This is a genomic window from Streptomyces sp. NPDC021212, from assembly GCF_044332925.1.
Lineage (GTDB): Bacteria > Actinomycetota > Actinomycetes > Streptomycetales > Streptomycetaceae > Streptomyces.
Map to the genome: position 1 here is coordinate 430546 of NZ_JBIRPZ010000010.1, position 21198 is coordinate 451743.

Annotated in this window: 22 protein-coding genes and 1 tRNA gene; 11 read left to right on the forward strand and 12 right to left on the reverse strand. The window is 70.4% G+C overall.

Going from position 1 to position 21198, the window contains the following annotated elements:
- Positions 1–2: 2 nt before the first annotated feature.
- From ACH4SI_RS27815 to ACH4SI_RS27840, 6 genes are all read right to left on the reverse strand, one after another.
- A complete protein-coding gene (locus ACH4SI_RS27815; protein ID WP_398300194.1) occupies positions 3–1136 on the reverse strand; it encodes an LLM class flavin-dependent oxidoreductase in 1134 nt (377 codons plus the stop codon).
- A 139-nt stretch (positions 1137–1275) separates the two neighbouring features.
- Positions 1276–3117 (reverse strand): phospholipase C, encoded by a 1842-nt coding sequence (locus ACH4SI_RS27820; protein WP_398300195.1) that lies wholly within the window; start codon positions 3115–3117, stop codon positions 1276–1278.
- A 170-nt stretch (positions 3118–3287) separates the two neighbouring features.
- Positions 3288–4532, reverse strand: a complete 1245-nt coding sequence (gene efeB / locus ACH4SI_RS27825; protein WP_398300196.1) for an iron uptake transporter deferrochelatase/peroxidase subunit — start codon at positions 4530–4532, stop codon at positions 3288–3290.
- Entirely contained in the window at positions 4529–5758 is a 1230-nt protein-coding gene (locus ACH4SI_RS27830) for an EfeM/EfeO family lipoprotein (RefSeq protein WP_398300197.1), read from the reverse strand. The genes efeB and ACH4SI_RS27830 overlap by 4 nt, the downstream gene beginning before the upstream one ends.
- 124 nt (positions 5759–5882) lie before the next feature.
- Positions 5883–6626: a decarboxylase gene (locus ACH4SI_RS27835; RefSeq protein WP_398300198.1), complete on the reverse strand. Its 744-nt coding sequence runs from the start codon at positions 6624–6626 to the stop codon at positions 5883–5885.
- 83 nt (positions 6627–6709) lie between these two features.
- Entirely contained in the window at positions 6710–7681 is a 972-nt protein-coding gene (locus tag ACH4SI_RS27840) for a decarboxylase (protein ID WP_398300199.1), read from the reverse strand.
- A gap of 209 nt (positions 7682–7890) precedes the next feature.
- Between ACH4SI_RS27840 and ACH4SI_RS27845 the strand changes: the two genes are divergently transcribed.
- A complete protein-coding gene (locus ACH4SI_RS27845; RefSeq protein WP_398300200.1) occupies positions 7891–8838 on the forward strand; it encodes a D-2-hydroxyacid dehydrogenase in 948 nt (315 codons plus the stop codon).
- A gap of 43 nt (positions 8839–8881) precedes the next feature.
- Positions 8882–10294, forward strand: a complete 1413-nt coding sequence (locus ACH4SI_RS27850; RefSeq protein ID WP_398300202.1) for an amidase — start codon at positions 8882–8884, stop codon at positions 10292–10294.
- Positions 10295–10346: 52 nt separating this feature from the next.
- Here the strand turns inward: ACH4SI_RS27850 and ACH4SI_RS27855 are convergent, their stop codons facing one another.
- Positions 10347–10856: a DUF3830 family protein gene (locus ACH4SI_RS27855; protein ID WP_398300203.1), complete on the reverse strand. Its 510-nt coding sequence runs from the start codon at positions 10854–10856 to the stop codon at positions 10347–10349.
- Positions 10857–10986: 130 nt separating this feature from the next.
- Between ACH4SI_RS27855 and ehuB the strand changes: the two genes are divergently transcribed.
- The 7 genes from ehuB (at position 10987) to ACH4SI_RS27890 (ending at position 15969) form a co-directional block, all read left to right on the forward strand.
- The gene (gene ehuB, locus ACH4SI_RS27860) at positions 10987–11901 is read left to right on the forward strand and encodes an ectoine/hydroxyectoine ABC transporter substrate-binding protein EhuB (RefSeq protein WP_398300275.1); all 915 of its coding nucleotides are present in this window, start codon (positions 10987–10989) and stop codon (positions 11899–11901) included.
- A complete protein-coding gene (gene ehuC / locus ACH4SI_RS27865) occupies positions 11898–12641 on the forward strand; it encodes an ectoine/hydroxyectoine ABC transporter permease subunit EhuC (RefSeq protein ID WP_398300205.1) in 744 nt (247 codons plus the stop codon). Before ehuB ends, ehuC begins: the two co-directional genes overlap by 4 nt.
- Positions 12638–13288, forward strand: a complete 651-nt coding sequence (ehuD, locus tag ACH4SI_RS27870) for an ectoine/hydroxyectoine ABC transporter permease subunit EhuD (RefSeq protein WP_398300207.1) — start codon at positions 12638–12640, stop codon at positions 13286–13288. Before ehuC ends, ehuD begins: the two co-directional genes overlap by 4 nt.
- Before the next feature lie 22 nt (positions 13289–13310).
- The gene (gene ehuA, locus ACH4SI_RS27875) at positions 13311–14081 is read left to right on the forward strand and encodes an ectoine/hydroxyectoine ABC transporter ATP-binding protein EhuA (protein WP_398300209.1); all 771 of its coding nucleotides are present in this window, start codon (positions 13311–13313) and stop codon (positions 14079–14081) included.
- Positions 14082–14284: 203 nt separating this feature from the next.
- On the forward strand, positions 14285–15046 hold the full coding sequence (locus ACH4SI_RS27880; RefSeq protein ID WP_398300210.1) for an IclR family transcriptional regulator C-terminal domain-containing protein: 762 nt from the start codon (positions 14285–14287) through the stop codon (positions 15044–15046).
- 64 nt (positions 15047–15110) lie between these two features.
- Positions 15111–15184, forward strand: a tRNA-Lys gene (locus tag ACH4SI_RS27885).
- Positions 15185–15384: 200 nt separating this feature from the next.
- Positions 15385–15969, forward strand: coding sequence for a Uma2 family endonuclease (locus ACH4SI_RS27890; RefSeq protein WP_398300212.1), 585 nt, complete (start codon positions 15385–15387; stop codon positions 15967–15969).
- A gap of 371 nt (positions 15970–16340) precedes the next feature.
- Here the strand turns inward: ACH4SI_RS27890 and ACH4SI_RS27895 are convergent, their stop codons facing one another.
- Positions 16341–16559, reverse strand: a complete 219-nt coding sequence (locus tag ACH4SI_RS27895) for a DUF2277 domain-containing protein (RefSeq protein WP_398300214.1) — start codon at positions 16557–16559, stop codon at positions 16341–16343.
- 62 nt (positions 16560–16621) lie between these two features.
- Positions 16622–17275 (reverse strand): O-methyltransferase, encoded by a 654-nt coding sequence (locus ACH4SI_RS27900; protein WP_398300216.1) that lies wholly within the window; start codon positions 17273–17275, stop codon positions 16622–16624.
- A gap of 71 nt (positions 17276–17346) precedes the next feature.
- On the opposite strand from ACH4SI_RS27900, the gene ACH4SI_RS27905 reads away from it, so the two are divergent.
- Complete coding sequence (locus ACH4SI_RS27905) at positions 17347–17982, forward strand: TetR/AcrR family transcriptional regulator (RefSeq protein WP_398300218.1); 636 nt, start codon at positions 17347–17349, stop codon at positions 17980–17982.
- Here ACH4SI_RS27905 and ACH4SI_RS27910 read toward each other — a convergent pair.
- A complete protein-coding gene (locus ACH4SI_RS27910; protein ID WP_398300220.1) occupies positions 17979–18830 on the reverse strand; it encodes an alpha/beta fold hydrolase in 852 nt (283 codons plus the stop codon). The genes ACH4SI_RS27905 and ACH4SI_RS27910 overlap by 4 nt on opposite strands.
- 21 nt (positions 18831–18851) lie before the next feature.
- On the reverse strand, positions 18852–19664 hold the full coding sequence (locus tag ACH4SI_RS27915; RefSeq protein ID WP_398300222.1) for a 4'-phosphopantetheinyl transferase family protein: 813 nt from the start codon (positions 19662–19664) through the stop codon (positions 18852–18854).
- 226 nt (positions 19665–19890) lie between these two features.
- On the opposite strand from ACH4SI_RS27915, the gene ACH4SI_RS27920 reads away from it, so the two are divergent.
- The gene (locus ACH4SI_RS27920) at positions 19891–20802 is read left to right on the forward strand and encodes an alpha/beta hydrolase (protein ID WP_398300224.1); all 912 of its coding nucleotides are present in this window, start codon (positions 19891–19893) and stop codon (positions 20800–20802) included.
- Positions 20803–20894: 92 nt separating this feature from the next.
- Here ACH4SI_RS27920 and ACH4SI_RS27925 read toward each other — a convergent pair.
- Positions 20895–21198, reverse strand: a 304-nt coding sequence (locus ACH4SI_RS27925; RefSeq protein WP_398300226.1) for an acetyl-CoA carboxylase biotin carboxyl carrier protein subunit, incomplete at its 5' end; no start/stop codon positions are given.

The following is a 21198-nucleotide window of genomic DNA, read 5'->3' on the forward strand; positions in this document are numbered from 1 at the left end:
GCTTACGCGGGCGCGTCCGGCAGGCCGTACGCGTCCGCGATCAAGCCGTACGAACGGAGCTTGGCCTCCGGTCCGTGCGCCGTCGTCGTGATCTTGAGTTCGTCCGTCCCGGTGCGCTTGACCAGGTCGTCCAGCCCCTCGCGGACCTCGTCCGGCGTCCCGTACACCACGTTGGCCAGCCAGCTGTTCACGAAGTCGCGCTCGATCTCGCTGAATTCGTGTGCCTCGGCCTCCTCCGGCGACGGCACCAGACCCGGGCGCCCGGTGCGCAGCCGGAGCATGGAGAGGGCGCCGGTGAGCACCTGCCGGTGGGCCTCCTTCGCGTCCTCGGCCGCGAACGCCGAGACGCCGATCGACGCGTACGGCCGGTCCAGCACCGCGGACGGCCGGAACGACTCGCGGTAGAGGTCGAGCGCGGGGATCGTGTGGGCCGAGGAGAAGTGGTGCGCGAAGGAGAACGGCAGGCCCAGCTGCCCCGCGAGCCGGGCGCTGAACCCGCTGGACCCCAGCAGCCACACCGAGGGCCGGCCGGCGGACTGCACCCCGCCGGGGACCGTCCCCTGGACGGGCCCGGGCACCGCGTGGATACGGGCGTACCGGTGGCCGTCGGGGAAGTCGTCGTCCAGGAACCGGATCAGCTCGGCGAGCTGTTGCGGGAACTCGTCGGCGCCCTCGCGCAGCCGGTCGGTGCGGCGCAGCGCCGCCGCCGTCGCGCCGTCCGTGCCGGGGGCGCGGCCGAGGCCGAGGTCCACCCGGCCGGGAGCGAGCGCCTCCACCGTGCCGAACTGCTCGGCGATGACGAGCGGGGCGTGGTTGGGCAGCATCACCCCGCCCGAGCCGAGCCGGATGCGCTCGGTGTGCGCGGCCAGATGGGCGAGGATGACGGCCGGGGAGGAACTGGCGACGCCCGGCATGGAGTGGTGCTCGGCCACCCAGAAGCGGTGGAAGCCGCGGCGCTCGGCGAGCCCGGCCAGCTCGGTGGTGGTGCGCAGCGCCCGGGTGGCGGTCAGCCCGCTGCCGACGGTCGCCAGGTCCAGCACCGACAGCGGTACGGGTGCGCTCCCCCGGGCCCTGGCCCGGATGGTGTCGCGCTCTTCGTCCCGCTCTTCGTCCCGCCGGTCCCGCTCATCGGCCACGGTGGCCCGCCTCCCTGGTCGCACTGCGGTGCACGTTCGTCCACCGGGCAGAGTCAACCGGATGAAGGCTCCGCTTTATTCCCGGCCCCGGGACCCCTGGGTTTCGTGTGTCCCATGGGGTCCCGGGGGCCGGGCGGCGTCAGGCGGTACGGCGGCGGCGCAGCACCAGGACGGTGGCCGCGCTGCCGAACACGAGCGCACCGGCGGTGATGCCGATCGGCAGGGTGGCCGAGCCGCCCGCGCCCGCGCTCCCGTCGGCCGCGGCGAGGCGGTGCGGGGTGAGGGCGTCGGCGATCGGGGCACTGGCGGCCAGGGCGCTGGTCGTGTAATGCCCGGACCGGTGCACCGAGTCCACCGAACCGTCCTGCTTCAGCAGCACCTGGGTGTTGTTCGGGTGGCGGAAGTCGAACATGCCGGACAGCGAGTTGGCCCGGGCGTCGAAGGAGGCGTCACCGATCCGGCCCGTGTGCCAGTTGTCCTCGATGAAGCGGGTGATCGACGTCTGCTCGGTGGGGGTGTGGTCGACCTTGTTGGACGTGCTGTACGGGGAGATCACCAGCAGCGGCTGGCGCGGGCCGGGGCCGCAGCGGTCCTGGTAGCCGCCCGCGGGCCGAGGGGCGGACTGGCAGGCGGGGCTGTCGGTCGCCTTGCCGTTCGAGCCGGTCGTGGTGTCGCGGGAGCCGTTGGCGGGCTTGGCGTACGCGTGGTCGTACCAGCCGTCGCTGTCGTCGTAGGCGACGACGACCGCGGTGTCCTTCCACTGCGGGGACTGCTGGATCGCGTTGATCTGCTTGACGAGGAAGTGCTGCTCGTCGACCGGGTCCGAGTAGCCCGCGTGGCCGTCCTGGTACTCGGCGGCCTTCAGGAAGCTGACCGCGGGCAGATGGCCGGTCTTGAGGGCGGCGTCGAAGTCGGTCAGGTCGTAGTTGTGGTTGGCCTGACCGCTGTGGCCGATCTCCGACACACTCTTGGGCGGCAGGTGATGGGGATTGGCCGTGGACTTGTAGTACTGGAACGGCGCGTGGTGCGGGCTGTAGTCCACCGAGGACGCGCCGCCGACGTTGGTGTGCGTGGAGCCCGCGCACTTGGCGTAGCTGCCCTGCGTGCCGTCCCAGGGGGTGCTGGGCCGGAAGCCGCCCTGGAACCAGCCCCAGCTCACGTCCTTGGCGTTGAGCAGGTCGCCGATGTTCTTGCCCTTGAGCTGCCCGAGGGCGCTGCTGCTGGTGTGGTCCTTGTCCGAGCAGTCGTCGAAGGCCGGGTCCGGGTCGTTGATCATCGTGCCCACACCCTGGGCGTCGGGCGAGGCCACGGTGGCCGGATCCGGCTTGTCGGTCTGCTTCGGGTCCTCGGTGGAGGACTTCGGGTCGGTGGAGATGATGCCGTGGGTCTGACCGGAGACCAGCTCGACGGCGCCCGGGCTGGACGGACCGTAGCCCGAGCTGAAGGAACGGTCGCTCAGCGCATAGTGCTGGGCGTAGTTCCACAGCCCGGTGACCGTGTTCCCGTCGTAGTAGTCCATCACCAGACCGGGCTCGCCGAACAGCCCGGAGCACTTGCTGACCTCGGTGTTCTCCACGAACTTATCGGCCTTGCCGCCATCGGCCGCGTACTGCTCGGCGCCGTAGGAATGGTTCTGGTCGCAGGTCATGGCCTGCGAGGGCGCGAGCCGCTTGGGCTTGTAGAGATTGGGGTTCTTCTCCAGCAGGCCCGCGTGGGCGAGGGTGTCGATGTTCTTCGGGGTGCCCTTGGCGGGCGTGAACTTCGTGCCGTCGGTGTTGGCGGCCTGGGGATAGGTGCCGAAGTAGTGGTCGAACGAGACGTTCTCGTCGAAGATCACCACCACATGCTTCACGGGCGTCGCGGTCCGCTGCGCCACCTCCTCGGCGGGCGCGGCCCATGCGGGTGCCACCCCGCCCGCGGTCGCCAGCACCGCGGCGCCGGCCAGGGCACTCCAGCGCTTCGCTCGTCCTCTACCGCCCATGCCATGCCTCCACACGTATCCGTTTTCACGCCTGCGCCGTGATCCTCGGCCGCGGGCCGGACATCCCGATGGAATCCACGGAGGAGGGTGAATGAATAGAGGGTCAGGAAAACACAAGGAATTCTTGAGGCATTCTTGACCAGGGGGTGGGGCGGGACAGCACCGGATGCTCAGGAGAGCAAGGCCCGGCCCAGCCAATCCGCTTGGTCCCGCACACCCGGCAGCGCGAAGAAATAGCCGCCGCCGAACGGGCTGATGTAGTCGACCAGCGGCTCGCCCGCGAGACGCTTTTGCACGGCCTCGAACTGCCGGGTCGGATCCTGCTGATAGCAGCAGAACAGCAGGCCCATGTCCAGATTCCCGTTGCCGTCCATGCCCCGGTCGTAGTTGTAGGCACGGCGCAGGATGCGCTGGTCGTCGGTGCGCGCCGTGCGGGGATTGGCCATCCTGATGTGGCTGTCCAGCGGGATGATGTCGCCCTTGGGGTCCTGGGCGAAGCGCGGGGTGTCGAACTCGTGCCGCCCGTCCAGCGGTGCGCCGGACTCCCGGCTGCGGCCGAACATCCGCTCCTGCTCGGTGATCGACACCCGGTCCCAGAACTCCACCAGCATCCGGATCAGCCGGACCACCTGATAGCTGCCGCCCGTCGCCCAGCCCGGCTCCCCGGAGCGCCCGCCCGCCCACACCAGACGGTCCATCAGCCGGGCGTCCCCGGCGTCAGGGTTGGCGGTGCCGTCCTTGAAGCCCATGTGGTTGCGCGGGGTGCCGGAGGGGCGGGGCGGGCTGATGAAGCCGTCCATGCGCCAGCGCACCTGGAGCGCACCCCGGGTGTGCCGGGCTATGTCGCGCAGCGCGTGCAGCACCGTGTCCGTGTTCTCCGCGCAGAGCTGGAGGCTCAGATCGCCATGGCACCAGGCGGGGTCGAGGTCGTCGTCGGGGAAGGACGGCATGGCGCGCAGTCGCCGGGGCTTGTGGTCCTTCAGCCCATAGCGCCCGTCGAAGAGCGAGGCCCCCACGCCGACCGTCGCCGTCAGCCGGTCGGCGGTGACCAGCGGCCCCAGGGTGCCGGAGTCGACCGGCGGCGCGGTGATCCCCACCGGATCCGGGGTGCCGCCGGCGGTGAGGAAGCGGCAGCGCGCGGTGAGGGTACGGAACAGCTCGGTCAGCTCGGCACGCCCCTCGGCGGTGGCGTCGAAGGCGATGAACGCGGTGGCACGCTGCGGCGGGGTGAGAATCCCGGCCTGATGCCCGCCGTGAAACGGAACCCGCGCGGGCGCCCCTCCCGTACTACCCGGACCGTCCGTCCCCGCGTCACCCGCCCGCACGGCGGCCGGGGCGGCCGAGGCACCCGCCACCGCGCCGACCGTGCCCGCCGCGGCGCTCCACAGAAAGCCCCGCCGCCGCACCTCGCTCACCCTGTCCTCCGCACATCCGTCAGTGCCGCCACATCGGCCAGCCGCTCCACCAGGGCGCCCGCCGCCGCGTTGATCTTCTCCCGGTGCCCGCGATCGAGCCGGTCCACCGGGATCCAGCGGTCCCCCCGGTGGGCGGCGTCCAGGGCCTTGCGGGTGCGGGCCAGCCAGGAGTCGATCTCCGGCAGCCCGGGATCCCGGGACGTCAGCAGCGGGCGCAGCCGGTCCAGCACGGCCCGGGTGCCGTCGAGGTTGGCCCGCGCGGTGGCCAGGTTGGTGCCGCTGCCGTAGTCGGTGCGGCCGGTCAGCTCGAACTGCACGGTGTTCTCCATGATCTCGTGCGCCCGCAGGCCCAGGTCCGCGGGATCCATTCGCTGCTGCGGCCAGCGCTCCCGCAGCGCGCGGACGTCCTTGTCGAGCTGGTCGGCGGCACCGCGCAGACTGCTCGCGGACGCGTCGTGCCAGAGCCCGTACTCGATGCGGTGGAAGCCGGTGAAGCCCGGATCGTGGACACCGCCGGACAGCCCCGCCGTGGTGCCGTTGATCGCCCCGTCCGCGTCGCCGAAGGTGCCGTAGGCGGCGCCCATCCGCTCGTACACCAGATGGGCCGGCAGCCAGGCCGCGCGGGCGGCGGCCGGATCGTCCTGGCGGATGGCCGAGCGCAGTGCGTCGGTGCGGCGGACCAGCTCGCCCATGCGGTCCTGGACGTAACTCTGGTAGGCGATGGTCGGCGGGATCAGGTCCTGCTGGGTGACCGGAACGGCGGCCGGACCGCCGCCGCGCGCCGGTCCGGCCACGGTCACCGTGGGTCCGGTGACCGCGTCCGTGTCGTCGGGCAGGCAGCGGAAGGCATAGGAGCCTCCGCCGAGGATGACCCGCAGCGGGCGGGTGGTGCCCGGCCCCAGCCCCTCGACCTCCCCGTAGACCGAGCCGTTCGCCGGGTTGGTCAGATAGACCTCGGCCGCCCTGCTGGAGGTGTTCGTCAGGTCGAAGACCTGCTTACCGCGGTGAGGATGGGCCCAGCCCTTGCCGCAGCCGCCCTCCGACACCTCGACCGTGGTGTGCCGCAGCCCGTCGGCCGCGGTGGCGGAGGCCCCCGGCGCCCGGCCGTCCGACGCCCCTCCGCCGGTGGCCAGCGTGGCCGCGGCCACCGCCGCGACCACCGTCACCGCACCGGTGATCAGCAGCGGGCGTTGCGACCCGGGGAAGGAGGGAGGAAGACGGCGCACGGCTGCATGCTAAGCAGATTCCTGGAAGCGGAACCCTGCCGGGGATGTCCGGAGAGAGGGAATTCCCGCCCGGTTCACCGATCCGTCACCGCCTGCCTCCCTTTTTCCGCCGCCTGCTCCTCTCTCAGTCGCTCGCGGCGAACAGCGTGCCCAGCCGGTCATGGACCGGCCTGCGGCCCAGCAGCCGCAGCCCCTCCCAGACCGTGACCTGGTTCGCCGTGAGCACCGGCTTGCCCAAGTCCGCCTCCAGGTCGGGCAGCCAGGCGGCGGTGTGCAGGGCGGTGTCCGGCAGCAGCACCGCCTGGGCGTCGGGATGGTCACCATGGCGGGCCATCCTCAGCACCTCGTCCTTCCCCCAGGTGCCGACCTCGGCGGCGGTGATGATGCCGCTGCCCTGGGTGGAGACGACCTCCGCGCCCGCCGATTTCAGAAACGTCCTGAAATACTCCGCGACATCCTCCGGATAGGTCGCGGCGATGGCCAGCTTCTCGACGCCCAGCGCCTGCACCGCGTGGGCGAAGGCGAAGGAGGTGCTGGAGGCGGGCAGCCCGGCCGTCTCCTCCAGCTCGCGCACCTGCTCCCGGGCGCCCTCCCAGCCGAAGACGAAGCTCGCGCTGGTACAGGCCCAGATCACCGCCTGGGCGCCGCGCTCCTTCAGCTCGGCGACCCCGGCCGCGAGACGGGCCCCGGACCCCATTTCCAGCAGGGCGTCCACCCGGTGCGCGTCCTCACCGATGTCGGTGTGGACGAGCGGGAGCCGCACACTGGCGCCGAGCAGCCCTTCCAGGCGCGGATAGTCGTCCTCGGCGGAATAGCCCGGGTAGAGAAAACCCACCGTGTCCGGCGTCGCGTGCGTCGCCTCCGTCATGACTGCCTCCTTACCTGCGGCCCCCGTGAGCGCCGCCCCTGCACTGTCACTTTTGATACACCGCAGCCACCCGGCGGGTTCCCTCACCTCGCAGACGGGCCTCCCGAGTCGTCGAGGAACGGGCCCTCGCCGACCCCGGGCCCGAACCCCGGGTCGAGCCCGTCCGCCGGATCGGCGTCCGGCCCCGGCGACGCGGCCCCGGCCAGCGCCGCCTCCGGCCCCGGCTCGGCGTCCGCCACCGGATCCGACAGCGGGGCCATCGAGGCCATCGGGTCGGCCACCGGCGCCGACGACGCCGCCATCCCCGCCGGGCCCCGCCGCGCGGCCGGGTCCAGCAGCGCCTGGTACGGGCCGACGGCCTGGGCACCGACCTCCTTCAGCGCCGCCCAGATCGTCACCTGATTGGCCGACAGCACGGGCATCCGCAACTCCGCCTCCAGCTGCGGAATCACGTCGTACGTCGGCAAGTTGGTGCAGCTGATGAAGAGCGCGTCGGGCGACCCGACCACCGCCTCCCGCGCCATGTCGACCACGTCGCGGTAGGGCACCTTCCAGATGTGCCGGGTCAGTCCGAGATAGGCCCGGCCCGTCACCGTGATACCGGCCTCGCCGAGGTACTCCTCCAGCGAGTCGGTCACGGACCGGGTGTACGGGGTCACCACCGCGACCCGCCGGGCGCCGATCTCCCGCAGCGCCTCCAGCAGGGCGCCCGAGGTGGTGAGCGACGGAAGCTCGCCCGCCTGCGTCATCGCCGCGCACATCGCGCGCTCACCGGCCACGCCGCCGACGAAGCTGCCCGACGTGCAGGCGTAAGCCGCCACTTCCGGTGCGACCGCGCTCAGCGCCCGCACCGCGTCCTGAAGGGTTTCGTGCTCGCTCACGAGCCGTGCCAGGTCGAGACTGACCTCGACCGGGACGAAGGGGGTCCGGGTGAGGTGCAGGGAGACCTCGTCCGGCACCCAGCGCCACAGTTCGCGATCAAGCGCGAAGTCGAACGGTGCGACGACGCCCACGCCACGCTGCGGCTGCGGGCCACCCAGAAAGGAGACGTCCATATATCGAGCCCCAATACAGAAAGGGAGGGCTGGACCATTGGCCAGAGATATAAGAGAGAGCACCGGCCTGATGCCGGGACGTCGGGACAGATGCCGTTGTTGACGACGGTAGTTTCCGCTGCCTAGCGTGGTCAATCCCCGCAAACCTTGGCGCCTGCCCCAACCGTTGTCAGCAAAACCCACCCACGTTTCGAAACGGTTTCCCGCCTATGTCCGAAAGCACTGTTCTCGTCTTCGGCGATCAGCCCCCGGTCCGGCTGGACCGGCTGGCCGGCCGGGCCCAGGTCGTGGTGTGCGACGAAAAGACCCTGCCCGACGCCCTGCCTTCCGCGGATGTCCTCCTGGTCTGGAATTTCACCTCCGACGCGGTACGCGACGCCTGGCCCGGCGACGGCCCCCGGCCGGCTTGGGTCCACACCGCCAGCGCCGGGGTGGACCGGCTGCTGAGCCCCGAACTGACCGCCTCCGACACCGTGCTGACCAACGCGCGCGGCGTCTTCGAGCAGCCCATCGCCGAGTACGTCGCCGGCCTGGTCATCGCCATGGGCAAGGACTTCCTGGGCAGTTGGGAGCTGCAGCGGCAGCGGCGCTGGCAGCACCGCGAGACGATGCGGCTGGCCGGGACGCGCGCGGCCGTCGTCGGCGCCGGGCCCATCGGCCGGGCCATCGGCACCACCCTGTCCGCGCTCGGCATCGAGGTCGACCTGGTGGGACGCACGGCGCGCCCGGGCGTACGCGGCAACGACGAGCTGCCCGAGCTGCTCGCGCAGGCCGACTGGGTGATCTCCGCCGCCCCGCTCACCGACGCCACGCGCGGCATGTTCGACCGGACCGCCTTCGCCCGCATGAAGCCCACCGCCCGCTTCATCAACGTCGGGCGCGGCCCCCTCGTCATCGAGGACGACCTCAAGGCGGCCCTCCTCGGACGGCACATCGCGGGCGCCTCGCTGGACGTCTTCGAGAACGAGCCGCTGGCCCCCGACGACCCCCTGTGGGACGTGCCCGGGCTCTTCGTCTCGCCCCATATGAGCGGCGACACGGTCGGCTGGCGCGACCATCTCGCCGAACAGTTCCAGGACAACTACGACCGCTGGAGCGCCGGCGAGCCCCTGCTCAACATCGTCGACAAACGCCTCGGCTACGTACCGGTGGACTGATCGCACGGCCTTGATGATCTGCACGATCTGAACGGAGACCTGGATGACCGACCTGCACGACCTGACAGCGGTTCAACTCCTCGAGCGGTACGGCTCCGGCGATCTCTCCCCCGTCGAGGCCACACGAGCCGCCCTCGACCGGATCGAGCAGATCCAGCCGAGGGTCAACGCCTACTGCCGGGTGGATCACGAGGAAGCGCTGCGCCAGGCGGAGGAATCCGCCGAACGGTGGCGGCGCGGCGAACCGGTCGGGCTCCTGGACGGCGTTCCGGTCTCGGTGAAGGACATCCTGCTGATGCGCGGCGGCCCCACGCTGCGCGGGTCGCGCACGGCACGGACGGACGGGCCGTGGGACGAGGACGCGCCCGCGGTGGCCCGGATGCGGGACCACGGTGCGGTGTTTCTCGGCAAGACGACCACCCCGGAATTCGGCTGGAAAGGTGTCACGGACAGCCCCGTGTACGGGGTGACGGGCAATCCGTACGACCCCGGGCGCACCGCGGGGGGCTCCAGCGGCGGCGGTGCGGCCGCGGTCGCGCTGGGCGCCGGTCCGCTCGCCCTCGGGACGGACGGCGGCGGATCGGTCCGCATCCCCGCGTCCTTCTGCGGCGTCTTCGCGCTCAAACCCACCTACGGGAGGGTTCCGATATACCCGGCCAGCGCCTTCGGGACCCTCGCCCATGTGGGGCCCATGACCCGGGACGCGGCCGATGCCGCGCTCGTCATGGACGTCATCACCGGGGCGGACTGGCGCGACTGGTCGCAGCTCGCCCCCTTCGGGGGAAGTTTCCGGGAGGCGATCTCCGCGGGCGGCGGCTCGGTCGACGGGCTGCGGGTCGCCTACAGCCCGTCGTTCGGCGGCGCGGTCGACGTCGACCCCGAGGTGGCGGCTGCCGTGCGGCGGGCCGTGGATCTGCTGGCCGGTCTCGGCGCGGTCGTGGAAGAGATCGATCCGGGGTTCGAGGACCCCGTGGAGGCCTTCCACACGCTGTGGTTCAGCGGCGCGGCGCGGGTGGTGCAGCCGCTCGGCCAGGAACAGTGGGAGCTGCTCGACCCGGGGCTGCGGGAGGTCTGCGCCCAGGGGGCCGCGTACAGCGCGCTGGACTATCTGGCGGCGGTGGACGTACGGATGGCCCTCGGGCATGCGATGGGGCGCTTCCACTCCGCGTACGACCTGCTGGTCACGCCGACCGTGCCGATCACCGCCTTCGAGGCGGGGGTGGAGGTTCCCGAGGGGTCGGGGCACACGCGGTGGACGGGGTGGACGCCGTTCACGTACCCCTTCAACATGACGCAGCAGCCGGCGGCGTCCGTGCCGTGCGGGATGACGGCCTCGGGTTTGCCGATCGGGGTGCAGTTGGTGGGGGCGCGGCATGCGGATGCGGTGGTGTTGCGGGTGGCGCATGCGTTGTACGGGGCCGGGGTCGCGGAGGGCGTGCCGGCGCCGGTGGTGTGACGATGCGGGGCCCGGGGCCCGGGGCGCGAGCCCCGGGCCCGGCTGGGGGGGATCAGGCTCGGCGGAAGCTCAGGGTTTCGCCCAGGGCGCCTGCGCGCCAGAGGTCTTGGCAGGCGTCGGCCATGCGGTCGAGGCCGTCGACCACCGAACCCCAGACGATGCCCGGGACCCAGCCCGCGTCGCCGTTGATGAGCAGGTTGTTCCGCTCGTAGAACAGCGCGAGGTCGACCACTTGGCGCTTGCCCTGGTGCTTGGCCTGGGCCTCGTAGCCGTAGGACTTCGTGCCGAGCTGGGTGTCGGAGAAGGTGAAGTAGCACAGGTCCCCGGGGATGGGGGTGATCGTGGGGTTCTCCAGCGGTGGCTCCTCGGGGGCGAAGGGTGCCAGCAGCGTGTAGATCTCGTTCCGCGCGTACTTGGCGTGATATACGTCGCCCCCCAGCGGCAGCGCGTTCCAGACCGCCTCGCAGGTGATGGGCGCGCGGTCGTCGAGGAGTTTCGCGGTGCAGGTCACCCCACGCTTCTCGAGCGAGACCTCGATGAACCGGTCGGCTCGGTCAACCATCGACATTCCTCCAGGTCACTTAGGAACCAGTGCTTACCAGTCCTTCCCCAGGGGGCATACCCAGCAACGTCTGTATCAAGGGCTGGAAACGACCTGCATATTTTTCCTGGGTTCGGGTAGCCGCGCGCCCATGGCTCCACCACGTGGGAAAGACATCGATACCAGAGCAAAAGGGGCAACTCGTCGATCGCTTCTGGTCGGCGGCGCGGCTCTTGGTCTGCTGGGCGCGGTCGGCTGTAGCCGGGTGTCCAGCACGAATGCCAAGGACGGGGGCAATCTGCTGGAGCGCCTGCGGGCGCAGGGCACGGTCCGGCTGGGAATTGCGGGGGAGATCCCATTCGGCTATATCGACAAAAACGGCGATTTCACCGGTGAGGCACCGGAGATCGCGAAGGTCATCTTCAAGCGGCTGGGGGTGGACAAGGTCCAGCCGGTGCCGACCGAGTTCGGCTCCCTGATTCCGGGACTCCGTTCGCAGCAGTTCGACGTGGTCTCCGCGGGGATGTACATCAATCCCGAGCGCTGCGCCCAGGTGATCTTTTCCGACCCCGACTACCGCATGCGGGACGCGTTCATCGTCCGCAAGGGCAACCCCAAGAATCTTCACAATTACGAGGACATCGTCAAGCAGAAGGCCAAAATGGCCACCGGCACCGCTTACGCCGAGATCGACTACGCCAAGAACGCCGGGGTCAAGGAGAGCGACATGCTGATCCTCCCCGACCAGCTGGCCGGTCTGCTGGCGGTGGAGCAGGGCCGGGCCGATGTGTTCGCGGGCACGACCGTGACCGTGCACAACGTGGTCAAGCAGCGGAACAGCAAACGGGCCGAGGCCACGGAGCCGTTCCAGGCGATGCTCGACGGCAAACCGGACATCGGGGCGGGCGGCTTCGCCTTCCGTCCGGAGGAGACCAAGCTCCGTGACGCCTTCAATGTCGAGCTGCACAAGATGAAGAAGAGCGGTGAGCTGCTGCGCATCGTGCGGCCCTTCGGTTTCACCGAGGGCGAGATGACCGATCTGACCGCAGAGGAGCTGTGCAAATGACGGCCGGGCTGTGGGAACACTGGCTTCTTCCGGGCGTCTGGATCACGGTCCAGCTGACCCTGTTCAGCGCGCTCTTCGCCCTCGTCGTCGCCTTCGGCATCGGCATGGCGCGCTCCTCCCGGCTGCGGCTCGTCCGCTTCCTCACCGGCGCTTACGTGGAGATCTTCCGCGGTACGTCGGCCCTGGTGCTGATGTTCTGGCTGGCCTTCGTGATGCCGCTGGCCTTCGGCTGGCAGCTGTTCCCGATGTGGGCGGCGGTGCTGGCCATCGGGCTGAACTACGGGGCGTACGGCTCCGAGATCGTCCGCGGCGCGATCGCCTCCGTGGCGCCCGCGCAGGGCGAGGCGGCCATCGCGCTCAGCTTCACCCCGGCGCAGCGGATGCGGCGGGTGATCCTGCCGCAGGCGATCCCCGAGATGATCCCGCCGTTCAACAACCTCCTGATCGAGATCCTGAAGGCGACGGCCCTGGTCTCGGCCGTGAACGTCGCCGACATCACCTTCGCCGCCCAGCTCTCCCGGCTGGCGACGGGTGAGAGTGCGCAGATCTACTCGATCATCCTGGTCCTCTACTTCGTGCTGGCCTTCGTCCTGACCCGGCTGATGCGGCTGCTGGAGCGGCGCGCCAAGGCGAATATCGGCCAGGCTCCGGCCAAGGGCTCGCTGGTCACGCGCAAGCTGCTGGGCAAGCAGGAGACCGAGCAGTCGCGCAACATCGTCGTCGGAGGAGGTGCCCAGTGAAGTGGAACTGGGACGTGGCCAGGGATTTCCTCCCGCAGCTGGGCCACGGGCTGCTGATCACACTGGAGGCCACCGCCCTCGGCTCGATCCTGGCGTTCGCGCTGGGGCTGGTGTGGGCGATGGCGTTCCGCTCGCCGAGCCGCTTCGTCCGCTGGCCGGTGTCGGCGGTGACGGAATTCATCCGCAACACCCCGCTGCTGGTGCAGCTGTTCTTCTTCTTCTACGTGCTGCCCACCTGGGACATCAAGTTCTCGGCGCTCACCACCGGTGTGATCGCGCTCGGGCTGCACTACTCGACGTACACCGCCGAGGTCTACCGGGCCGGTATCGACGGCGTGCCGGTCGGCCAGTGGGAGGCGGCCACCGCGCTCAGCCTCCCCCGCAGGCGTACCTGGCTGGCGGTGATCCTTCCGCAGGCGATCCGCCGCGTGGTGCCGGCCCTCGGCAACTACGTGATCGCGATGCTGAAGGACTCCCCGATGCTCGCGCTGATCGGCGTCGTCGACATGCTGCAGAAGGCGCGGGGCGAGGCCTCGTCGTCCTTCCACTACATCGAGCCGTTCACGATGGTCGGCATCGCCTTCATCCTCATCGCCTATCCGGCATCTCTTCTCATGCGAGCCCTGGAGCGTCGTCTTGGCCACTGAAACCGACCACACGAATCCTGCCGTGGACGGCAGTGAACTGATCCGCTTCGACAAGGTGACCAAGCGCTTCGGCAGCAATACGGTCCTGGACGACCTCGACTTCTCGGTCTCCTCCGGGAAGCACGTCACCTTGATCGGCCCGTCCGGCTCCGGCAAGACCACGATCCTGCGGCTGCTGATGACGCTGCTCAAGCCCGATGTGGGCACGATCAAGGTCGACGGGGACTACCTCACCCACGAGGACCGGGGCGGCAAGCTGGTCCCGGCGGGCGAGAAGCACACCCGTGAGGTGCGCAAGAAGATCGGCATGGTCTTCCAGCAGTTCAACCTCTTCCCCAACATGCGGGTGCTGCGGAACATCACCGAGGCCCCGGTGCACGTCCTGGGCCTGGACAAGGACGAGGCCGAGACGCGGGCGCGAGAGCTGCTCGACCTCGTCGGCCTCGGCGACAAGCGCGACATGTACCCGACGCAGCTGTCCGGCGGGCAGCAGCAGCGGGTGGCGATCGCCCGCGCGCTGGCGATGCGGCCGCAGGTGATGCTGCTGGACGAGGTGACCTCGGCGCTCGACCCGGAGCTGGTGGCCGGCGTGCTGGACGTCCTGCGGGACATCGCGCACACGACGGACATCACCATGCTGTGCGTGACGCACGAGATGAACTTCGCGCGGGACATCTCCGACGACGTGCTGATGTTCGACGCGGGCCGGGTCATCGAGTCCGGGCCGCCGGAGAAGATCTTCTCGGAGCCGGAGCACGAGCGGACCCGGGAGTTCCTGAGCGCCGTGCTGTAGCACGGTGGGCCCGTGCGCAAGGGGGCGATGTGGGCGGTTTGACGGTGGCACATGCCATCGCTCAACTTCCGCTCCATATCGCCCCCTTGGCGGCTATCGTGGTACGAAACCGCCTCCTGCGGGCGCCGTGCGGGCTACCCCACGACCGTGACCCGCAGCGACGGCGATGACGCAAGCGGTCACCACCTGCGAGAGGGGACGCCGTGGTGCTGGGGCCCGAGCCGATCGCACCGCTTCGCTCGGTGCGGCACGCCCTGCGCGTCCTGGAGGTCGTCGCCCGGCATTCCGGCGGGGTGAGCCACGCCGGAATAGCCCGCGAGACCCGGCTGCCGAGCGACCGGCTCACCGAGCTGCTGCGGATGCTGCGCCGCGAGGGGTACGTCGAGCAGATCGCCGACGGGGCGTACATCGGCGGCGCGTCCCTCACCCTGCTGGACACCGGGGCCCCGGGGCGCGGGCGCCACGTCGAGGACAAGCTGCAGAAGTCGCTCGGCGCGCTCCGTGACTCGGTGGGCGCGGCGGTCTACTTCAGTCGCTACGTGGACGGCGAAGTCAAGATCACGCAGTATGCGGACAGCCCGCATACGCCCAAGGTCAACGAGTGGGTGGACTTCCGCTCCGCCGCACATGCGATGGCGGTCGGAAAGTGCCTGCTCACCCAGCTCGACCACGACGGCCGCCGCGATCATCTCTCCCGCCACAAGACGGTGCGGCTCACCTCACGGACGACGACCAGCGAGAAGGTGCTCTTCCGCAAGCTGGACAGCCAGCCGCCCACCGTTCCCGTGCTCGATCTCCAGGAGTACGCCGTGGGCACGGTCTGCGCGGCCGTCCCCGTCACGGCAGGGCATACGGTCGGCTGCCTGGCGCTGTCCCTCCCCCTGGAGCGCGCCCACCGGCTGCGGCAGGCCGCCTACCTGCTCAATCGTGAGGCGGCGCCGATGCTGCTCTCGCTGACCATCTGATCTTGATCGCCCATGTTGGTCAAAAGCACCCTCCCGGACCAGGTAGTATTTACGTCGTCAGCAGGCGCCGCTAGCTCAGTTGGTTAGAGCAGCTGACTCTTAATCAGCGGGTCCGGGGTTCGAGTCCCTGGCGGCGCACATGGCAGTGACTGGGGCTTCTCGATTCATCGAGAAGCCCCAGTCGCATTTCAGCAGACACGCTCGCTCCCGCCTCGCCCGCATTCCGCGCGCGTCACCGCCTGACGTCCAACCGTCACTCCTGGGAGTGATCTGCCACAGACTGTGCCCCCGCCGCGCGCGCCCAGGAACACTGGCTTCCTCCAGGAAAGAGGTGCAACATGACGGTTATGACCGAGCGCACGTCCCACATGCTGGTGGAGGAGTTCGAGGAGATTGCCTCTACCGCGCCCGAAACCGTCACGTTGGAGTTCATCAACGGGCGGATCGAGGAGAAGTGCGTGGCCGACGGGGATCACGAGACGATCATCATGTGGCTGCTCAGGCAATGCATGCAGAGTCGCCCAGAATTCGACCTGCACACGTCTCAGGGGCTGAAGGTCGGGGAGTACCACAAGGGACGGGCCCGCCCGGACGGCTCGCTGGCACCTGTCGCGCACTTCGCGGGGCAGGGCGAGTGGGCCGACCCCGACGGGGTGCTGATGACCGTGGAGGTCACGTCGTACGACCGGGACACCGACAGCCGCGACCGCCGGGAAAAGCCGACTGCCTACGCGACCGCAGGCATCCCCGTGTACCTGCTTGTGGACCGTGACGCCTGTGCGGTCATCGTCCACACCAACCCCGCCCCGAAGAGCGGCTGCTACCTCGACATCCACCGGGCACCCTTCGGCGAGCAGGTAGTCCTTCCCGACCCGGTGGGCATCACGCTGGACACGGAGCTCCTGAAGAACTACGTCCGCTGAGGCTCCGGCAGCCACGGCCGCGCGTCACACGCTTACGGCGCCCTGAGAAGCCGCCCGGCCCTCGTCAAAAGGCTTGGCGTGAAGCGGAGTCAGAACTAGGGTCCATCGCATCCCTACTGCATATCGTTAGCTCCGGAAGGAACCGGAGCATCCTTCGCAGGGTGCTATGCGCAATTGAACGAGAGTCGCAGGTGCCCGCCCGGCTCTCAAACCTTGCCACGGATACGGCTGCCGCTCTTGCCCATGATCACTGTATTCACTCCGTGAAGGACGCCTCTCTCGGCGCCGCCAGGTTCACGTCAGCTGAGCCCTGACGTCAGGGGCACACAAGTGATCAAGCTGAATGGCCCGGGTGACGGCACCCGGGCCATTCAGCTTGTGCGGCCGCCCCTTACCTCCAGCGTGCCCAGCAGCTCCCCGGTGGCTGCGGCGATCGTCTCGACCGCCTTGTCGAAGGCCTCGGCGTTGTGCGGGGCGGGCCGGCGGAAGCCGCTGATCTTGCGTACGTACTGCAGCGCGGCCGCGCGCATGTCCTCCTCGGTGACCGATTCGGCATACGGCGGGCGGAGCGTCTTGATGGATCTGCACATACCGACGACGGTACGCCGCCGGTCCGACAACGCGGCCGGTCAGCGGAAGCGGCGGCCGGGGTTCACAGGCGGCAGCTGATCTCCATGCCGTCCTCGATGGGGAACGTCACGCATCGGTAGCCGTTCGCGGGGTCGCGTACGTAGTCGAGGTACGGCCGCAGCATGCCTTCGCCTTGGTCGACGTCGTCGGCCACGACGAGGGCGCCGGGCCGCAGGCGGGGTTCGAGCTGCCGCAGCACGGGCAGGCAGAGGTCCTTCCAGCCGTCGAGAAGGACCAGCTCCAGCGGGCCTTCGACGTCGGCGAGGGTCTCCTGGGCGTCCCCTTCGAGGACGGTGATCAGGTCGTCGAGCCCGGTCTCGGCGAAGGTGCGGTGGGCCGCGGCGATCTTCTCCTTGCTCATCTCGGTGGTGATGACGCGCCCGGTGCCGTTGTCCCGCACGCCGGCGGCCAGATGGAGCGTGGAGATCCCGAAGGACATGCCGAACTCGACCACGGTGGCCGGGCGGATGGCGCGGACCAGGTTGTAGAGCAGCTTCCCTCCCTCGGCGGATATCGGCATGTAGATCCCGGCCGCGATGTCGGCCAGCTCCCGGTGGGGCGTCGACTCCGGCGCCAGCCCGCCGAGGCGCGCGGCGGTGGCGTCGTCCTGCTCGGCCAGCGCGAACATCCGGCTGAGGGCGGTCTCGACCCGGGGGTCGGCAAGGGTGTGTGTCATGACGGCTAGAGTAGACGCGACGTTGAGTCTTGTCTAGGAAGGCGATGGATATGCTGTTCCGGGGAGGCGAGATGGCACGCGCGACACACACCGCCGAGGCGGGCAACACCGGACGATCGGCGCCGCGCCACCACGGCAACCGGCACGGGCGCAGCGAGGAGGCCCGGCAGGCGGTGCTGCTGGCGTCGGATGACCTGTTGGTGGAGAAGGGCTTCGCGGGCGTCACGATGGAGGGCATCGCCACCCGGGCGGGGGTGGCCAAGCAGACCATCTACCGCTGGTGGAGCACCAAGACCGACGTCCTCATGGACGCCTTCCTCCAGGACGTGGCCGAGGACGTCACCCAGCAGGACTCCGGCGATCTCGCCGTCGACCTGCGCGGCTATCTGCGCCAGCTGGCCTGGTTCCTCAGCGCCTCCGACGCCGGCGCCGTGTTCCGGGCCCTGATCGCCCAGGCCCAGCACGATCCGGAGTTCGGCCGGGAGTTCCGGGCCCGGTACTTGGACGGGCAGCGCCGCCGCGACCGCGTCGCGCTGGAACGCGCCGTGGAGCGGGGCGAGTTGCCGTCCGGCCTGGATCTCGCTGCCGAGCTCGACCAGCTCATGGGCCCCGTCCACTACCGGGTGCTGGTGACCGGCGAGCCCGTAGACGAGGAGTTCACCGACCGGCTGGTCGACGCGTTTCTACGGCGCCACGGGCTGGCCTAGAGGGCGTCGTCCAGCATGAAGGCGCGCGTCAGCGCGGCCAGCCGGTGGGGCTGGTCCAGCGGGATCAGGGTGTAGCTGTCGGGGATCTCCACATGGCGGCCCTGCGGCAGCAGCGCCGCCAGCCGGAGGCCGTGTTCCGGGGGCATCACGCGGTCCTCGGACGCCCACGCCACCAGCGCGGGCCGGTCGAAGGCGCGCAGCCGCTCGGCCCAGCGCAGCAGCTCCGCGGCCGGCGGCACGCCGAGCACGTACTTCCGCAGGTCGCGGCGGATGTCCGGGGAGGTCCACAGCGGCCGGAACCAGGCGTCCATGACCTCCGGCGGCACCGGGCGTTTGGTCATCCAGCCCCAGGTCATCGGCAGCCGCCGCATGGGGCGCAGCTTGAGCAGCGTGAAGGCGGTGCGCAGACCGCCCGGGAGGCGGGCGGAGGTGTGCAGGTTCCTGCCCGGCAGGCCCGGCGGGAAGTTCTCGAACGCCTCGCACGAGGTGATGACCAGCCGCCCGATCCGCTCGTCGCGGCCGTCGGCGACGAGGGCCTGGGCGCCGCCCCAGTCGTTCATGACGAGGGTGACGTCCGTGAGGTCCAGCCGCTCCAGGAATTCGGCGACCAGCCGGGCCACCCCGAGGACGGACAGATCGGCGTCGGGGCGCATGGGGCGGCGGTGACCGCCCAGCGGCAGGGTGGGGACGACGCAGCGGATGCCGGGGCGGAGCCCGGCGACCACTTCGCGCCACAGCGAGCCGTCCATGGCGACGCCGTGCAGCAGGACGGCGACCGGCCCCTCACCCCCGGTGTCCTCGTACTCGATGGTGCCTGCGGAGAGTTCCACCTCGTCACGATGCGCCATATGCCGACGGTACTCCGGCCGTCACCCCAGCCGTAGACCGGTGAGGGTCACGACCGGGGCGGTGTCGGCGCGGACGGCGACGGCGGCGTGGTAGCCGGGCGGGGCGGGCAGGTCGGCGAGGGCCCAGCCCGGCGGGGTGGACGCGTCGTCAGGGACCGGGGCGCCCAGTTCCTCCGCGAGGCCGACGTAGTGGGTGCGGAGACCGCCCGGCAGCCCGGTCCCGATCCCCTTCAGATACGCCTCCTTGCGCACCCAGCAGCTCATGAACGCCCGCTCCCGCCGCTCCTCGTCCGGCAGCGCCGCGATCGCCGCGCGCTCGCCGGGATGCAGCTGGCCGATCAGGCCGTCGAGCCGGGCGCCGGTGCGCCGGGGGCTGCGCTCCTCGATGTCGGCGCCGACGGGCGCGCCGCCCGACACGGCGCACAGCGCGGCGTCCCCGGCGTGGGAGAGCGAGAAGGCCAACGTGCCGTCACCGGCGACGGCGGGGCGGCCGTGCGGCTTGTCGCAGTCCGGCATGCCGCAGGTCTCGCGGATGAACTCGACGTCCGCCGGGTCCGTCCCCAGGTATCCGCCGAGCAGCGTCCGCAGCCCCACGTGCGAGGTGACGTAGCGCTCGCGCGCCGTCTCGTGCCGCATCCCCGCGGCGCGCTCGCGCTCGCGCGCGTCCAGCAGCCGGTCCGCGACCGCGGCGGCAGCGGCGGCCGACGGCGGGATCCGCAGCAGCCATACGGCGACCTCGCCGGGACCGGGGCGGTCCTCGGGGCGGGGCGGGGCGGCGAGGGGTCCCCAGCCGTCGGAGACCGGAGGGTCGTCGGCAGGGCGTATGAGCGGCACTGTTCCGTTACCTCCGTTGGAGTTCATCCGTGTCCGCCGTCCGGCGTCCGTCCACCGACGACCGTACCCGCCCGTCGCACCGGCAACGCCCGTGCCACGACGCGACGTTGCCGTACGGGAACGCCCGGTGACTTCGGACACGTTCCGATCCCGGCCGCCCCGGTCACCGGGCGACACCACTACGATCGCGCACGACCGGGCACAATCTGTAATGGGGGTTTGCGACATGGCGACGGGATTCCTGACGAAGGCGGCCTCCGCGGCGACTCTCCCGGTGGCTCCGTTCTACGGCGCCTTCCTCTCGTACTTCATCTACCACCCGCCCCGGCGGCCGCATCACAAGAAGCCCGAGGACCTGGGCCTGACCAGCACCGACGTCCAGGTGCCGCTGAACGGGAAGCCGCGCGGGCTGCATGTGTGGCTCTGCCCGGGCGATATGTCGCGGGTGGTGGTGCTCGGGCACGGGCTGGGGCTGAGCAAGTCGGCGAGCCTGGCACAGGCGGCGATGCTGAACCGGGCGGGCTACACGGTCGCCCTGTTCGACCACCGCAACCACGGCAAGAGCGTCTCGGACCCGGCGTGCTGGGGGATGAGCGACCGCCACACCGATGACGTGGTGGCGGTCATCAAGCATCTGCGCGCGACGGAGGAGTACGCGGAGGCGCGCTTCGCCGTCTTCGGCTTCTCCATCTCCGCCTTCCCCTCCTTCTACCTGCTGGGACGGGCGGCGGACTGCCCGGTCGACGCGGTGATCTGCGACAGCGGCCCGGCCCTCGAACTCTCCCCGTTGTTCCGCAACTTCGTCGCGGCCGACGGGCTGCCGATCCCAGGACCGCTGCGCACCGGGCCGTCCCGGAAGGCCCTGGAGACGGTGGCCGCGTCGTCGGCCCTGGCGATGCTGCGGGTGCAGTGGCCGCCGGCGGCGGAGGGGGCGTACGAGCGCACGCCGATGCTCTTCCTGGCCGGTGAGCGCGACACGATGATCCCGGCCGAGGGCGTGCGGGCGCTGGGCGAGCGCTATCCGCTGGCCGAGGTGCACACTCTGCCGGACACCGAGCATCTCCAGGGCATCAAGAGCCAGCCGGATGTGTACGCGGACACGGTGCTGGGCTTTTTGGAGCGGACGCTGAAGGACTGATCGCCTCAAGAAACATCGGCAGGCCCCTCCCCCGCTGCTTGAATTCTCGTGGTCGGGGTGGGGCCTGCCGATGAGTGGAGAGCGGTGCGGGGTCAGTCCTTGATCTCGCAGACGACGGCGCCGGAGCTGACGGAGGCGCCGATGTCCGCGTTCAGGTTCTTCACGATCCCGGCGCGGTGGGCGTTGAGGGGCTGTTCCATCTTCATGGCTTCGAGGACGACGACGAGGTCGCCTTCGGCCACGGTGTCGCCCTCGGAGACGGCGACCTTGACGATGGTGCCCTGCATCGGGGAGGCCAGGACGTCGCCGGAGGCGGCGGAGCCGCCCTTCTTGACCGCCTTGCGCTTGGGCTTCTTCGACCCGGCGGCCGGGGCGGCAGCCACGCCGAGCGAGGCG